The organism is Kitasatospora azatica KCTC 9699 (genome assembly GCF_000744785.1).
GTDB lineage: Bacteria > Actinomycetota > Actinomycetes > Streptomycetales > Streptomycetaceae > Kitasatospora > Kitasatospora azatica.
On record NZ_JQMO01000003.1, the window covers coordinates 455,261 to 470,610 of the forward strand.

Below are 15,350 nucleotides of genomic sequence, written 5' to 3' on the forward strand. Positions count from 1 at the left end.
GTCCGCCTCACGGGCGGCTGATCACCGAGAAGTGCGAGACCTCGGGCGGGTGCGTCAGGTAGGTCTGCTCGGTGTCGGACCAGACCGGCCGCTTCGCCCACATCGGCCCGGCGTAGGCCTTCAGGGCCTCCTCGTCGCGCCAGCGGGTGATCACCAGTACCCGGTGCGTGCTGTCCGGCAGCGAGCGCAGCAGCTCGCCGCCGAGGTAGCCGTCCAGGCCGGCCAGCTGCGGCAGCATCTCCGACTGGATCACCGCGCAGAAGTCGCCGACCAGCTTGGGCGCGACCCGCGCCTCCCAGATCCGCACGATCATCGCTACCTCCTGCTCGCCTCGGGCAGCCCAGTTTCATTATCCGTTCGGGACGGCGGCGCCGGCCGCCGGTGCGGGTACGGGATGCCGGCCATCGGTCTCATATCGGCCATCAAAGTCGCCGGCCGGGGCTCGGGCGGCGGACGACACGCTAAGAGTGAGCAGACTTGGCACAGTACGGCCGAAGCGGAGGTACGCTGACCGCCAGTCTCGCGCCGCGCCGCCGGGTCGGGCCCGGACCGAGGCCGGTGCGACCGGACCACACGACGGCTGGTGATCCTGCGTGGCGGTCTTCCTCCTGGCGCTCGGCGCTGCCTGTTGCCTGGGCCTGGGTTTCGTGCTGCAGCAGCACGCGGCCCAGCGGGCACCACGCGACGACCTGTTGCGCTGGCGGCTGCTGCTCGACCTGCTCCGGATGCCCGAGTGGCTGGCCGGGATCGGGATCATGATCGTCGGCCTGGTGCTCAGCGCGCTGGCGCTCGGCTGGGGCGAGGTCTCGCTGGTGGAGCCGCTGCTCACCAGCAACCTGGTCTTCGCGATGGCGCTGGCCAGCGTGATCACCCGGCAGCGGCTCGGCCGCTCGGGCTGGGGCGGGGTGCTGCTGCTCGGGCTCGGGGTGACGGCGTTCATCGTGGCCGGCGATCCCCAGGGCGGCGGCGCGGTGGCCGGCGCGCTGCGGCACTGGCTGGTCTTCGGCATCGTCGCCGGTCTGGCCCTGCTGCTGGTCTCGCTGGCCCGGCGGCTGCCGCTGTTCGAGGAGGCGACCATCCTGGCGCTGGCGGCGGGCCTGCTCTACGGGCTGCAGGACGCCCTGACCCGGGCCACGGCCAGCCACGCGAACAGCGGCGGGATCACCGCGGTGCTGCACCACTGGGAGCCGTACGCGGTGGTCGGTCTGGGCGTCTTCGGCCTGCTGCTGGTGCAGAGCGCCTTCGAGGCGGCACCGCTGCGGATATCGCTGCCGGCCCTGACCGCCGCCCAGCCACTGGCCGGGATCGCCTGCGCGGTCGGCTTCCTGGGCGACCGGCTGCGGGTCACTCCGGGTGCGCTGGCCTGGGAGGTGAGCGGGCTGCTGGCGATGGTGCTGGGCGTGGTGGTGATCGGTCGGCACCCGTCGATGCCGGCGGCCTGCGGCGGTGGCCCGGAGTCCGGCGAGGACCCCGGACCACCGTCCTGACGCCTGCCGGACCACCGTCCTGACGCCTGCCGGACCACCGTCCTGACGCCTGCCGGACCACCGTCCTGACGCCTGCCGGACCACCCCTGACGCCCGTCGATCTGTCATCCGATCGGGCAACCGGCCCGGGAGAGCTGACAGAGTGTCGGGATTCGCTCGCAGTCGGTACGGGGAGTCTGCAAGGACACCCACCGCCAGGCACCTCGACCGTCGCCGGACGGTCTTCACCCATTCGTCCGAGTGACGCCGTGGCGTTCCACTCGTTGGCCCATGACCTGAAGTTCACTGTTGCCAACCCTTCAGGAGCGGTTCCATGTCGCAGTCGCAGATCGTCCGTGCCGCCCTCGTACAGACCCGGTGGACCGGCGAGCAGTCCTCGATGATCGAGCTCCACGAGCGGTACGCCCGCGAGGCGGCCGCCCGGGGCGCGCAGATCATCGGCTTCCAGGAGGTCTTCAACTCGCCGTACTTCTGCCAGGTCCAGGAGCCGGAGCACTACCGCTGGGCGGAGCCGGTGCCGGACGGGCCGACCGTCACCCGGATGCGGGAGCTGGCGGCCGAGCTCGGGCTGGTGATGGTGGTGCCGGTGTACGAGGTGGAGCAGTCCGGCGTGTACTACAACACCGCCGCCGTGATCGACGCCGACGGCAGCTACCTGGGCAAGTACCGCAAGCACCACATCCCGCAGGTCAAGGGCTTCTGGGAGAAGTACTACTTCAAGCCCGGCAATCTCGGCTGGCCGGTCTTCGACACGGCCGTCGGCAAGGTCGGCGTCTACATCTGCTACGACCGGCACTTCCCGGAGGGCTGGCGGGCCCTGGGCCTGGGCGGCGCCCAGATCGTCTACAACCCCTCGGCGACCAGTCGGGGCCTGTCCGCCTACCTCTGGCAGTTGGAGCAGCCGGCCGCGGCGGTGGCCAACGAGTACTTCGTCGCCGCGATCAACCGGGTCGGGGTGGAGGAGTACGGCGACAACGACTTCTACGGCACCAGCTACTTCGTGGACCCGCGCGGCCAGTTCGTCGGCGAGCCGGCCTCCGACAAGGAGGAGGAACTGCTGGTGCGGGACCTGGACCTCGGGGTGATCGAAGAGGTCCGCCAGCAGTGGGCGTTCTACCGAGACCGGCGCCCTGACGCTTACAGCCCGCTGACCGAGGCCTGAGGGAGAGGACCGACATGACCATCACCGCATCCCCCACCGCAGACCTGCGCGACCGCCACCGCGCCGTGCTGCCGTCCTGGCTGGCCACCTACTACCGCGAGCCGATCGAGCTGACCCACGGCGAGGGCCGGCACGTCTGGGACGCCGAGGGCAACCGCTACCTGGACTTCTTCGGCGGCATCCTGACCACGATGACCGCACACGCGCTGCCCGAGGTGACCAAGGCGGTGGCCGAGCAGGCCGGCCGGATCCTGCACACCTCGACGCTCTACCTGTCCACCGCGATGGTGGAGCTGGCCGAGCGGATCGCCGCGCTGTCCGGCATCCCGAACGCCAAGGTCTTCTTCACCACCTCCGGCACCGAGGCCAACGACGCGGCGCTGCTGCTGGCCACCACCTACCGCCGTTCCAACCAGGTGCTGGCGCTGCGCAACAGCTACCACGGCCGGTCCTTCTCCACGGTCGGCATCACCGGCAACACCGCCTGGTCCCCCACCAGCCTCTCCCCGCTGCAGACCCTCTACGTCCAGGGCGGGGTGCGCGACAGCGGCCCGTACGCCGCGCTGAGCGACGCCGAGTTCATCGCCGCCTGTGTCGAGGACCTGGAGGAGATGCTCGGCCAGGCGCAGGGCACGGTGGCCGCGCTGATCGCCGAACCGATCCAGGGCGTCGGCGGGTTCACCCACGGGCCGGACGGGCTGCTGGCCGCGTTCAAGACGGTGCTGGACCGGCACGGGATCCTGTGGATCAGCGACGAGGTGCAGACCGGCTGGGGCCGCACCGGCGACCACTTCTGGGGCTGGCAGGCGCACGACCAGTCCGGCCCGCCGGACATGCTGACCTTCGCCAAGGGCATCGCCAACGGCATGTCGATGGGCGGCGTGGTGGCCCGGGCCGAGGTGATGGACTGCCTGGGCGCCAACTCGATCTCCACCTTCGGCGGCAGCCCGATCACCTGCGCCGCCGGCCTGGCCAATCTCCAGTACCTGCTGGCGCACGACCTGCAGGGCAACGCCCGTCGCACCGGCGCCGTGCTGCGCTCACGGCTGGAGGCCGCCGACCTGCCGGTGGTGCGCGAGCTGCGTGGGCGGGGCCTGATGCTCGGCATCGAACTACCGGACGCCGAGGCCGCCACGGCCGCCCTCGAGCACGCAAGGGAGCTGGGCCTGTTGATCGGAAAGGGCGGCCGGGGCGGCAATGCGCTGCGGATCGCGCCGCCGCTGACCCTGACCGAGGCGGAGGCCCGCGAGGGCGCCGACCTGCTGATCGAGGCGCTGCGGCGGGTGGGCGCATGAGGACGCTGATCACCGGCGGGCTGGTCGTCACCGCCGCCGAGGAGATGACCGCCGACGTGCTGATCGAGGATCAGCGGATCGTCGCGCTGGCCGCCACCGGCAGTGCGGCGGCCGGCAGTTGGCAGGCCGAGACGGTGATCGACGCGACCGGGAGGTACGTGCTGCCCGGCGGGGTGGACGCGCACACCCACATGCAACTGCCGTTCGGCGGCACCAGCGCCTCGGACACCTTCGAGACCGGCACCCGGGCCGCCGCCTGGGGCGGCACCACCACGATCGTGGACTTCGCCGTGCAGTCGATGGGCGGCTCGCTGCGCGAGGGCCTGGACGCCTGGCACGCCAAGGCGGAGGGCAACTGCGCGATCGACTACGGGTTCCACACCATCGTCTCGGACGTCAACGACGCGGTGCTGAAGGAGATGGAACTGCTCACCGCGAGCGGCGAGTCGACCTCGTTCAAGCTCTTCATGGCCTACCCCGGCGTCTTCTACAGCGACGACGGGAAGATCCTGCGCGCCATGCAGCGCGGCGCCGCGAGCGGCGGCCTGATCATGATGCACGCCGAGAACGGCCCGGCGATCGACGTCCTGGTGGCCCAGGCGCTGACCGCCGGGCACACCGATCCGCGCTACCACGGCGAGGTGCGCCGGGAGTTGCTGGAGGCCGAGGCCACCCACCGGGCGATCAAACTGGCCCAGGTGGCCGGCGCGCCGCTGTACGTGGTGCACGTCTCGGCGGCCTCCGCGCTGGCCGAGCTGGCCACCGCCCGCGACCAGGGCCTGCCGGTCTTCGGCGAGACCTGCCCGCAGTACCTCTTCCTCTCCACCGACAACCTCGCCGAGCGCGGCGCCGACGGCTTCGAGGGCGCCAAGTACGTCTGCTCGACGCCACTGCGCCCGCGCGAGCACCAGGCCGAACTCTGGCGCGGCCTGCGCACCAACGACCTTCAGGTGGTCTCCACCGACCACTGCCCCTTCTGCTTCGTGGGCCAGAAGGAGCTGGGGCGCGGGGACTTCTCGAAGATCCCCAACGGCCTGCCGGGGGTGGAGAACCGGATGGACCTGCTGCACCAGGCGGTGGTGGAGGGGCGGATCTCGCGCCGCCGCTGGGTGGAGATCGCCTGCGCGACGCCGGCCCGGATGTTCGGTCTCTACCCGCGCAAGGGCACCATCGCGCCGGGCGCGGACGCCGACGTGGTGATCTACGACCCGGGCGCGGAGCAGGTGTTGTCGGCCGCCACCCACCACATGAACGTGGACTACTCGGCCTACGAGGGGAAGCGGGTGACCGGGCAGGTCCGCACGGTGCTCTCGCGCGGCGCCGTGGTCCTGGACGACGGGCGGTGGCTCGGCCGGGCCGGGCACGGGCGGTTCCTGACCCGGGCCACCTGTCAGTACCTCTGAACCTCATCTCTGCGAACGGTGGTTGTGCACATGGACATCGGGCTCGTGCTCCAGACGGATCCGCCCGCCCGGCTGCTGGTCGAGCGGATGCGCCGCGCCGAGGCGGCCGGCTTCAGCCACGGCTGGACCTTCGACTCCTGTGTGCTGTGGCAGGAGCCGTTCGTGATCTACAGTCAGATCCTGTCGCAGACCAGCCGGTTGACGGTCGGACCGATGGTCACCAACCCGTCCACCCGGACCTGGGAGGTGACCGCCTCGCTGTTCGCCACGCTCAACGAGATGTTCGGCAACCGGACCGTCTGCGGCATCGGGCGCGGCGACTCGGCGATGCGGGTGGCCGGACGCCGGCCGGCCACCCTGGCCCGGCTCAGCGAGGCGATGCACGTGATCAAGGAGCTGGCCGAGGGGCGTGGCACCGAGCTGGACGGCACCGAGGTGCACCTGCCGTGGATCCGCGACAGCCGGCTGCCGATCTGGATGGGCGCCTACGGCCCCAAGGCGCTGGCTCTGACGGGCCGTCAGGCCGACGGCTTCATCCTGCAGTTGGCCGACCCCTACCTGACCGAGTACATGATCAAGGCGGTCCGCAAGGCCGCCGCCGAGGCCGGCCGCGACCCGGCCTCGGTCACCATCTGCGTGGCCGCCCCCGCCTACGTCACCGCCGACGACTCCCCCGCCGCGCTGGCCCACGCTCGCGAACAGTGCCGCTGGTTCGGCGGCATGGTCGGCAACCACGTGGCCGACCTGGTCACCCACTACGGCGAGCACTCCGACCTGGTCCCCGAGGCCCTCACCGACTACATCAAGGGCCGCCAGGGCTACGACTACTCCCACCACGGCCGGGCCGGCAACCCCGACACCGCCTTCGTGCCGGACGAGATCGTCGACCGCTTCTGCCTGATCGGGCCGCCCGCGGCGCAGTTGGAGAAGCTGACCCGGCTGCGGGAGCTGGGGGTCGACCAGTTCGCCGTCTACGCGATGCACGACGCGATCGAGTCCACCATCGACGCCTACGGCACCGAGATCATCCCGCAGCTCTGAGAGCGCCGGGCAACCTGATCGCGCTGGTGCCGACGCTGCTCACCAGGCGCCGCCGTTGCTGGTGTGGATCGCGGTGAAGCCGGACGGCTTCGGCCCGTTGCTGTCGCAACCCTCGGCACTGGGGCGGGGCGGCAGGGCAGCAGTCGGCCCAATTACACGTGCAACTCGGCGGGGCCATGATTTTCCGGGCAGAGATATGCAGAAGCATTGACTGTCGTCAGCGGGGCGCCATACTTGCCTCACTCCCCGCTGACCCGAGAGGTGCCGCCGATGGAGCTGTCCCCCTCCGCCCATGTCGACACGTTCTGCCGCGACCACCTGCCGCCGGCCGAGCAGTGGCCGGAACTCCTCTTCGAGCTGCCCGAACTCCATTACCCGGAGCGCCTGAACTGCGCCCACGTCCTGGTCGACCAGGCCGTCGAGCTGTGGGGGCCGGACCGCCGCTGCCTGCTGACGCCCACCCAGCAGTGGACCTACGGCGAGCTGCGGCGACGCTCCGACCAGGTCGCCCAGGTGCTCACCGAGGACCTGGGCCTGGTGCCGGGCAACCGGGTCCTGCTGCGTGGCCCCAACAACCCCTGGCTGGTGGCCTGTTGGCTCGGCGTGCTGAAGGCCGGCGGCGTGGTCGTGACCACGATGCCGCTGCTGCGGGCCTGCGAGCTCACCTCACTGCACGAGATCAGCAAGCCGGTCGTGGCGCTGTGCGACCACCGCTTCCTCGAGGCGATCGAGGGGGCCGAGACGCCGGGGCTCACCGTCCTCCCGTACGGGGGCACGGCCGCTGACGACCTGGCGGTTCGCTGCGCGGCCAAGTACGGGGCGTTCGTCGCGGTCGACACGGCCGCCGACGACGTGGCGCTGATCGCCTTCACCTCCGGCACCACCGGCCACCCGAAGGCGACGCTGCACTTCCACCGGGACGTGCTGGCCAACGCCGACACCTTCTCCCGGCACATCGTGCGGCCCGAGCCCGACGACCTGTTCGCCGGCACCCCGCCGCTGGCCTTCACCTTCGGCCTCGGCGGCCTGGTGGTCTTCCCGCTGCGGGCCGGCGCGGCCACCCTGCTGGTCGAGCAGGCCAGCACCGACCAGCTCGCCGCCCTGGTCGCGGAGCACAAGGTGAGCGTGCTGTTCACCGCACCGACCGCCTACCGCGCGATCCTCGCGGCGGGCCTCGCCGACCGGCTGCGCGGACTGCGCCGCTGCGTGTCGGCGGGCGAACCGCTGCCGGCGGTCGTCTGGGAGGCCTTCCACCAGGCGACCGGGCTGCGCCTGATCGACGGCATCGGCGCCACCGAGATGCTCCACGTGTTCATATCGGCAGCCGACGGTGACATCAGACCGGGTGCCACCGGCCGACCCGTGCCCGGCTTCCGGGCGACCGTCCTGGACCAGGACGGCGCCCCGGTGCCCGACGGGCAACCCGGACTGCTCGCGGTCAAGGGCCCGACCGGCTGCCGGTACCTGGACGACGAACGCCAGCGCGTGTACGTGCGCGGCGGCTGGAACGTCACCGGCGACACCTACGTCCGCGACGCCGAGGGCTACTTCTGGTACCAGGCCCGCAGCGACGACATGATCGTCTCCGCCGGCTACAACATCGCCGGCCCCGAGGTCGAGCTGGCCCTCATCGCCCACCCCGACGTCGCGGACTGCGCCGTGGTCGGCGCGCCCGACGAGAGCCGCGGCGCGATCGTCAAGGCCTACGTGGTCCTGCGCGAGGGCGTCGCCGCCGACGCGCAGACCGTGCGGGCGCTGCAGGAGTTCGTCAAGCAGACCATCGCCCCCTTCAAGTACCCGCGCGCGGTCGAGTTCGTCGAGGGTCTGCCCCGCACCTCCAGCGGCAAGCTGCACCGCGCCGAACTCCGGCGCTGGGCGCACACCGGCCGCTGACCCGCACCCGCCCGCCGCCCCGCAGCGCGTCCGCCGGCGGCAATCCCCGACCGTGGAAAGGCACCGCCATGGACCACCCCGCGCCCCAGCAAGCCGAACCCGCCGAGGCCACGGAAGGGCGCGGCCCGGCCGCCCCGGCGCTGCCCAGCGTGGTGATCGAGCGGAGGGTCGAGTGGTCGGACACCGATGCTGCGGGCCACTACCACTTCTCCGCCGTGCTGCGCTGGGCCGAGGCGGCGGAGGCGGTGCTGCTGCGCCGCCTCGGCCTGGGGGACCTGTTCGGCAGCATCCCCCGGGTGCACTTCGAGGCGGACTACCTGGAGCGGCTCTGGTTCGGGGACCTCGTGCGCATCGAGTTGCGGGTCGACAAGGTCGGCACGTCCTCCCTGCACTACGCCTTCGAGGTGCACGGCCCCAACGGGCCGGCCGCAGCCGGGCGGATGTCGGTGGTCCACTCGGCCGCGACGGCCAAGGGCACCGCCCCCTGGCCCGAGGAGACGCGCGCCAGGCTCACCGAGTCCGGACCGCAGCGCCCGGAGTCCTACACGGGTCAGCATGTATAGCGATTCCTTGACGGTCGCCAGATTTGCGCAATACCTTGGGTGTCACGGAACCACGGGAGGACCCTCATGCGGGTAGCAGTCATCGGGGGCGGGCCCGGCGGCCTGTACTTCGCCGCGCTGGCCAAACAGCTCTCCCCCGCCTGGGACATCACGGTGTGGGAGCGCAACGCCCAGGGGGACGCGCTCGGCTTCGGAGTCGTCTTCTCCGACGAGACGCTGGACGGGATCGCCCAGGCCGACCCCGAGGTGTTCGCCGCGATGTCGGCCCGGTTCGCCCGCTGGAGCGACGTCGACATCCGCTACCGCGGCCAGGTCCGCACCTCCGGCGGCCACGGGTTCGCCGCCCTGGACCGCAACCGGCTCCGCGCGATCCTGCAGCAGCGCTGCGCGGCGCTCGGTGTCGAGCTGCGCTACCGAACCGAGGCACCGCCGCCGGCCGAACTGTCCACCGCCTACGACCTGGTGGTCGCGGCGGACGGCGTCCGCTCGCTCACCCGTGAGACCTTCCCCGAAAGCTTCGGCACCGAGCTGGACGAACGGACCTGCCGCTACATGTGGCTGGCCACCGACCGGGTCTTCGAGGCGTTCACCTTCATCGTCGAGGAGCGGGACTTCGGTGCCGTGCAGGTCCACGCCTACCCGTTCGACGACCGACGCAGCACCTTCATCGTGGAGATCGAGGAGGACGCCTGGCGCCGGGCCGGCTTCGAGGCTTTCGCCAACCGGGAGTTCGCCCGCGGTGACAGCGACCTGGAGAGCGTGCGACGGTGCGAGGAGATCCTCGCGGACCACCTCGACGGCCACCGGCTGATTCCCAACGCCTCGAAGTGGATCAGCTTCACCACCGTGCGCAACGCCCGCTGGCGGCACCGGAACGTGGTGCTGCTCGGCGACGCCGCCCACACCGCGCACTTCTCGATCGGCTCGGGCACCAAACTCGCCATGGAGGACGCCCTCGCACTCGCCGCGAGCCTGCACGAACACCCGACGGTCGACGAGGCGTTGGCCGCCTACGAGGCCGAGCGCAAGCCGGTCGTCGAGTCCACCCAGCGGGCCGCCCAGGCCAGCCTGGAATGGTTCGAGAGCATCGGCCGGTACACCGGCCAGGACGTCGACCAGTTCGCTTTCAACCTGCTCACCCGCAGCCGCCGCGTCACCTACGGCAACCTGCGCGAGCGCGACGCCGCGTTCGTCGACGCGGTCGACGCCGCGTTCACCGAGGGCGGCGCCACGGTCCCGCCGATGTTCCAGCCACTGCGGCTCGCCGACCTGACCCTGCGCAACCGCATCGTGGTCCCGCCGCTGGCGACCTACTCGGCGACCGACGGCCTCCCCAGCACCTTCGAGCGGACCCAACTGGCGGCCCACGCGCTGGGCGGCGCCGGCCTGGTGTTCGCCGGCTCGGTCGCGGTCAGCGCCGACGGCAGGACCACCAGGGGCTGCACCGGCCTGTACACGGCCGAGCAGGAACACGCCTGGCGCACGGCAGTCGGCGGTCTGCGGGAGGTGTCCGACACACCGCTGGGGATCCAACTCACCCACGCCGGGCGCCGCGCGGCGACCACGGCGCCCGGGCCGGACGGGCTCGGCCGGCCGCTCGGCGCGCGGGGCTGGCCGATCCTGTCGGCCTCCGCCCTGCCCTGGGACGAGGCCGGCCCGGCTCCCCGCGAGGCCACCCGCGCGGACCTGGCCGCCGTCAGCCGGGACTTCGCCGAGGCGGCCCAGCGCGCCCACCGGGCCGGATTCGACGTCCTGGAACTGCAGTTCGGCCACGGCCACCTGGTCTCCAGCTTCCTCTCGCCGCTCACCAACACCCGCCGGGACGAGTACGGCGCCACCCTGGCGGGCCGGCTGCGCTTCCCCCTGGAGGTGCTGTCCGCCGTCCGCGCCGCCTGGCCGGCCGGCAGGCCGCTCGTGGTGCGGATCTCGGCCTGCGACTGGGCCGAGGGCGGCACCACGCCGGCGGAGGCCGTCGAGATCAGCCGGGCCCTGGCCGCGGCCGGCGCGGATGCGATCGACGTGTCCACCGGCGAGGTCGTCGCCCACCAGCGGCCGCGGTACGGACGCAGCTACCAGACCCCGTTCGCCGACCTGATCCGCAACGCGACCGGCATCCCCACCATCGCGGTGGGCGCGATCTCCAGCTACGACGACGCCAACTCGATCATCCTCGCGGGTCGCGCGGACCTCGTCGCGGTGGGCCGCGCCCACCTGTGGGACCCGCTGTGGACGCTGCACGCCGCGGTGGAGCAGGGCTGCACCGGCCCCGGCGCCCGCTGGCCGCAGCCGTGGCAGGCCGGCAGCCGCAAGCCCGCCGGTCCGCGCGCCGACCGTGTCCCGCCGCGCCTGCACCTGCTGCGCGAGCCGGTCGCCCCGATCCACCGGCGGTGGCTGCCCACGCCCCCGGCCCGGCCGCTCGCGGTCCCGGCCTCCTGCTGACCCTCCCCCAGCCCGATCCGGAAACGGAGGAACTGATGGACCTGCCCCGCTTCACCGCGGCCGCCGTCCAGGCGTCCCCGGTCTACCTGGACGCCGCCGCGACCGTGGACAAGGCCGTCTCCCTCATCGGCGAGGCGGCCGGCCACGGCGCTTCGCTGATCGTCTTCCCCGAGGTGTTCGTCCCCGGATACCCCTACTGGAACTGGACGATGAACCCCGTCCAGGGCTCGCCCTGGTTCGAGCGGCTCTACCGCTCCTCGATCGACCTGCCGGGACCGCAGGTGGACGCCCTGCGCGAGGCCGCCCGCAGGCACGGCGTCACCGTGGTCATCGGCGTCAACGAACGCGGCGCGCACAGCCTGGGCGTGCTGTACAACACCCTGCTGACCATCGGCTCCGACGGCGAACTACTCGGTGTGCACCGCAAGTTGGTGCCGACCTGGGCCGAGAAGCTCACCTGGACCGGCGGCGACGGCAGTTCGCTGAAGGTCCACCAGACCGAGATCGGCCCGCTCGGGGTACTCGCCTGCGGGGAGAACACCAACACCCTGGCCCGCTTCGCCCTCCTCGCCCAGGGCGAACTCGTCCACGCCGCAAGCTACATCGCGCTGCCGGTCGCCCCGCAGGACTACGACATGGCGGACGCCATCGCGGTCCGTACGGCGGCGCACAGCTTCGAGGGCAAGGTCTTCTCGGTGGTGGCCTGCTCGACCGTCTCCCCGCAGATCGTCGACCTGATCGCCGGCGAGGACGCGGAGATCCGCACGATGCTCGCCCGCCCGCGCAGCGCCCTGTCCGGCGTCTTCGGCCCCGACGGCCGCCCGGTCACCGAACCGCTGATCGACGAGGAGGGCATCGTCTACGCCGAGATCGACCTCGCCAAGTGCATCCAGCCCAAGCAGATGCACGACATCGTCGGCCACTACAACCGCTTCGACGTCTTCCAGCTCCAGGTCGACAACCGCCCGCGCAGCGCGCTGACCTTCACCGCCCCGCCGATGGCGGAGCCCGTGCCGTCCGCTCCGAAGGAGGAAGCGTGACCACCCACGACGACAACCAGCCCGGTCGGGCCCGCGTGGCCGACAGCCCCGAACTGCTGGCCTACTACGACGAGTTGGCCAAGCTGGACGCGGGCGCCCTGTGGACCGTGGCCAACGACATCGAGCCCTGGTACCCGCAGCCCAAGTCCGTTCCGGTGCTGTGGCGTTACCAGGAGCTGCGGCCGCTCGTCCACAAGGCGCTGCCGCTGGTGACGGCCGACGACGCCGGCCGACGCGTGGTCATGCTGGTCAACCCCGGCCGCACCGAGCTCAGCGCGGCCGTCGGCCTGCTCTACACCGGCCTGCAGATCATGGGCCCCGGCGAGGCCATGACCGCCCACCGCCACCAGGCCGCCGCCCTGCGCTTCGTCCACGAGGGCCACGGCGCCTGGACCATCATCGACGGCCAGAAGCTCAAGGTCGGCCCGGGAGACTTCGCCATCACCCCCAACGGCACCTGGCACGAGCACGGCAACGAGTCCGCCGACGCACCCGTGATCTGGCAGGACGGCCTGGACATCCCCCTGGTCAACGCGCTCGACGCGGGCTTCTACCAGGTCCACCCCGAGCTGCACCAGGTGCCCGGAAAGGTCATCAACTCCTCCGTCCTCAGCTACGGCACCAACCTGCTGCCGTACGGGATGGAGAAGTGGACCCGCCCGTACTCGCCGGTCTTCGGCTTCCCCTGGGAGCCGACCTACCAGGCGCTGCTCAACCTGGCCAAGGCCGTCGAGGGCTCACCGTACGACGGCGTGATCATGGAGTACACCAACCCCCTCACCGGCGGCCCGGTCATGCCGACCATGGGCGCCCACATCCAGCTGCTGCGCCCCGGCCAGGCCACGCAGGCCCACCGCCACACCGGATCGGTGGTCTACACGGCGGCCAAGGGACGCGGCGTGTCGGTGATCGCGGGGCGGCGCTTCGAGTGGCAGCAGGGCGACATGTTCTGCGTCCCGTCCTGGGCCTGGCACGAGCACGCGAACCTCGACCAGTCCGAGGACGCCTGCCTGTTCTCGTTCAACGACTTCCCGGTCATGCGCTCGCTGAGCTTCTACCGCGAAGAGGCCCACGCCGACAACGACGGCCACCAGCCCGTCCAGCCGGGCGACCAGTAGAACGTGCCGGCCCACTGCCCCGTCCTCCCGACAGCGTCACCGCAAGGAGCCACCATGCGCCTGGTCACCTACACCCCGAACGACACCAGCCAGGCGCCCGCCCGCCTCGGCGCCCAACTCGGCGACCGGGTGGTCGATCTCGCCACCGCGGCCCGGCTGGCCGGCACCGACCTGCCCGGCGACCTGCTCTCCGTCGTCCGGACCGGGCCGCCGGCCCTGGACGCGGCACGCGCCCTGCTCCAGGGCGAGATCCCGGCCGAGGCGGTCCATGAGCTCGCCGGCGTCACCCTGCTGGCCCCGCTGCGCCCCGGCAAGATCATCGGCGTCGGGCTGAACTACGTCGAACACGTCGCCGAGTCCCACCGCACCCTGGACACCGACCGCGAACTCCCCGACCGGCCGGTGCTGTTCTCCAAGCCGGCCACCGCCGTCACCGGCCCCGGACAGCCGATCCTGCACAACGCCGACCTGACCAAGCAGCTCGACTGGGAGTGCGAACTCGCCGTCGTCATCGGCCGAACCGCGTTCCGGGTGGCCGAGGACGACGCGCTGGACCACGTCTTCGGCTACAGCATCATCAACGACATCAGCGCCCGCGACCAGCGCCGCTCCGGCCAGTGGTTCTTCTCCAAGGGCCAGGACTCCTACGCCCCCTTCGGCCCGGCCGTCGTCACGGCCGACGAGATCCCCGACCCGCAGAACCTCGACCTGTCGCTGCGCGTCAACGGGGAGACCAAGCAGGACTCCAACACCCGCCACATGCTCTTCAGGATCCAGCGGCTGATCGCCGACATCTCCTCCGGCGTCACCCTGGAGCCCGGCGACGTCATCGCCACCGGCTCCCCGTCCGGGGTCGGCGCCGGCCAGGTGCCCCCGCAGTTCCTCCAGCCCGGCGACCTGGTCGAGGCCACCATCGAGCTGGTGGGCACCCTCGCCAACCCGGTCGTCGACGCCCGCTGAACTCTTCTGGGTCGGCTTCCCCTCGCCCGGTCCCCCGGCCCACCCACCCCGCAGCACGAACCCAAGGGAGCGCCCCGTGTCGGCACGCACCTACCGGATCGGCCAGATCGTCCCCAGTTCCAACGTCACCATGGAGACCGAGGTCCCCGCCATCCTGCGCGCCCGGGAGACCATCGCCCCCGAGCGCTTCACCTTCCACTCCAGCCGTATGCGGATGACCCGGGTCACCCCCGACCAACTCAAGGCGATGGACGCCGACTCCGACCGCTGCGCCGTCGAACTCTCCGACGCCGCAGTCGATGTCCTCGGCTACGCCTGCCTGGTCGCGATCATGAGCATGGGCCACGGCTACCACCGCGTCTCCCAACAGCGCCTGCACGCCCGCACCGTCGAGAACGGCGCCCCCGCCCCGGTGGTCACCAGCGCCGGCGCCCTGGTCAACGGCCTGCACACGCTCGGCGCGAAGAAGATCGCGCTGGTCGCCCCCTACCTGCGCCCGCTGACCCGCACCGTGGTCGACTACCTGACCAACGAGGGCATCACCGTCCTCGACTACGAAGCCCTGGAGATCCCCGGCAACCTCGACGTCGCCGCCCACGATCCTGCCGAGCTGCCCGCCATCGCCAAGCGCCTCGACCACGCCGAGGCCGACGCCGTCGTGCTGTCCGCCTGCGTCCAACTGCCGTCGCTGGCCGCCATCGAGGAAGCCGAACAGCAGCTCGGCAAGCCCGTCGTCTCCGCAGCCGTCTGCACCGTCCACCAGATGCTGCGCTCCCTGGGCCTGCCGGCGCTCGCCCCCGGCGCCGGCCACCTGCTCTCCGGCGCCTACGCCGAGGCCCGGCGGCGGACCGACGGCGCCCCGGTCGCGGGCTGAACCCGGGGCGTGCCGGCCCCCTTTACAGCTCGCTCTACGGCTCCCTTTACGGCCCCGGGCAGCGGCACCACCGCT

General features: G+C 71.9%; 13 protein-coding genes. 12 read left to right on the plus strand and 1 reads right to left on the minus strand.

Annotated features, from left to right (window positions below; translation table 11 throughout):
• Nucleotides 1-7: 7 nt before the first annotated feature.
• Nucleotides 8-313, minus strand: a complete 306-nt coding sequence (locus BR98_RS13210; RefSeq protein ID WP_051969725.1) for an antibiotic biosynthesis monooxygenase family protein — start codon at nt 311-313, stop codon at nt 8-10.
• 280 nt (nt 314-593) lie between these two features.
• Here BR98_RS13210 and BR98_RS13215 point away from each other — a divergent pair, with 280 nt between their 5' ends.
• The 12 genes from BR98_RS13215 (at nt 594) to BR98_RS13270 (ending at nt 15,275) form a co-directional block, all read left to right on the plus strand.
• Entirely contained in the window at nt 594-1,487 is an 894-nt protein-coding gene (locus BR98_RS13215; protein ID WP_035844610.1) for a DMT family transporter, read from the plus strand.
• Between the two features lie 313 nt (nt 1,488-1,800).
• The gene (locus BR98_RS13220) at nt 1,801-2,649 is read left to right on the plus strand and encodes a nitrilase-related carbon-nitrogen hydrolase (protein WP_035844612.1); all 849 of its coding nucleotides are present in this window, start codon (nt 1,801-1,803) and stop codon (nt 2,647-2,649) included.
• Nucleotides 2,650-2,663: 14 nt separating this feature from the next.
• Nucleotides 2,664-3,944: an aspartate aminotransferase family protein gene (locus BR98_RS13225; RefSeq protein WP_035844614.1), complete on the plus strand. Its 1,281-nt coding sequence runs from the start codon at nt 2,664-2,666 to the stop codon at nt 3,942-3,944.
• A complete protein-coding gene (gene hydA, locus BR98_RS13230) occupies nt 3,941-5,347 on the plus strand; it encodes a dihydropyrimidinase (protein ID WP_035844616.1) in 1,407 nt (468 codons plus the stop codon). The genes BR98_RS13225 and hydA overlap by 4 nt, the downstream gene beginning before the upstream one ends.
• Before the next feature lie 30 nt (nt 5,348-5,377).
• Entirely contained in the window at nt 5,378-6,388 is a 1,011-nt protein-coding gene (locus tag BR98_RS13235) for a TIGR03842 family LLM class F420-dependent oxidoreductase (protein ID WP_035844618.1), read from the plus strand.
• Between the two features lie 270 nt (nt 6,389-6,658).
• The gene (locus tag BR98_RS13240; RefSeq protein WP_035844620.1) at nt 6,659-8,281 is read left to right on the plus strand and encodes an AMP-binding protein; all 1,623 of its coding nucleotides are present in this window, start codon (nt 6,659-6,661) and stop codon (nt 8,279-8,281) included.
• Between the two features lie 68 nt (nt 8,282-8,349).
• A complete protein-coding gene (locus BR98_RS13245; protein WP_051969726.1) occupies nt 8,350-8,844 on the plus strand; it encodes an acyl-CoA thioesterase in 495 nt (164 codons plus the stop codon).
• Between the two features lie 66 nt (nt 8,845-8,910).
• Nucleotides 8,911-11,283, plus strand: a complete 2,373-nt coding sequence (locus BR98_RS13250; protein ID WP_035844622.1) for an oxidoreductase — start codon at nt 8,911-8,913, stop codon at nt 11,281-11,283.
• Between the two features lie 35 nt (nt 11,284-11,318).
• The gene (locus BR98_RS13255; protein WP_051971051.1) at nt 11,319-12,323 is read left to right on the plus strand and encodes a carbon-nitrogen hydrolase family protein; all 1,005 of its coding nucleotides are present in this window, start codon (nt 11,319-11,321) and stop codon (nt 12,321-12,323) included.
• Nucleotides 12,320-13,441 carry a cupin domain-containing protein gene (locus BR98_RS13260; RefSeq protein ID WP_035844624.1) on the plus strand — a complete coding sequence of 374 codons (1,122 nt, stop codon included), beginning with the start codon at nt 12,320-12,322 and terminating at the stop codon, nt 13,439-13,441. The genes BR98_RS13255 and BR98_RS13260 overlap by 4 nt, the downstream gene beginning before the upstream one ends.
• A gap of 54 nt (nt 13,442-13,495) precedes the next feature.
• Nucleotides 13,496-14,401, plus strand: a complete 906-nt coding sequence (locus tag BR98_RS13265) for a fumarylacetoacetate hydrolase family protein (protein WP_035844626.1) — start codon at nt 13,496-13,498, stop codon at nt 14,399-14,401.
• Between the two features lie 130 nt (nt 14,402-14,531).
• A complete protein-coding gene (locus BR98_RS13270) occupies nt 14,532-15,275 on the plus strand; it encodes a maleate cis-trans isomerase family protein (RefSeq protein ID WP_157538139.1) in 744 nt (247 codons plus the stop codon).
• Nucleotides 15,276-15,350: the final 75 nt, after the last annotated feature.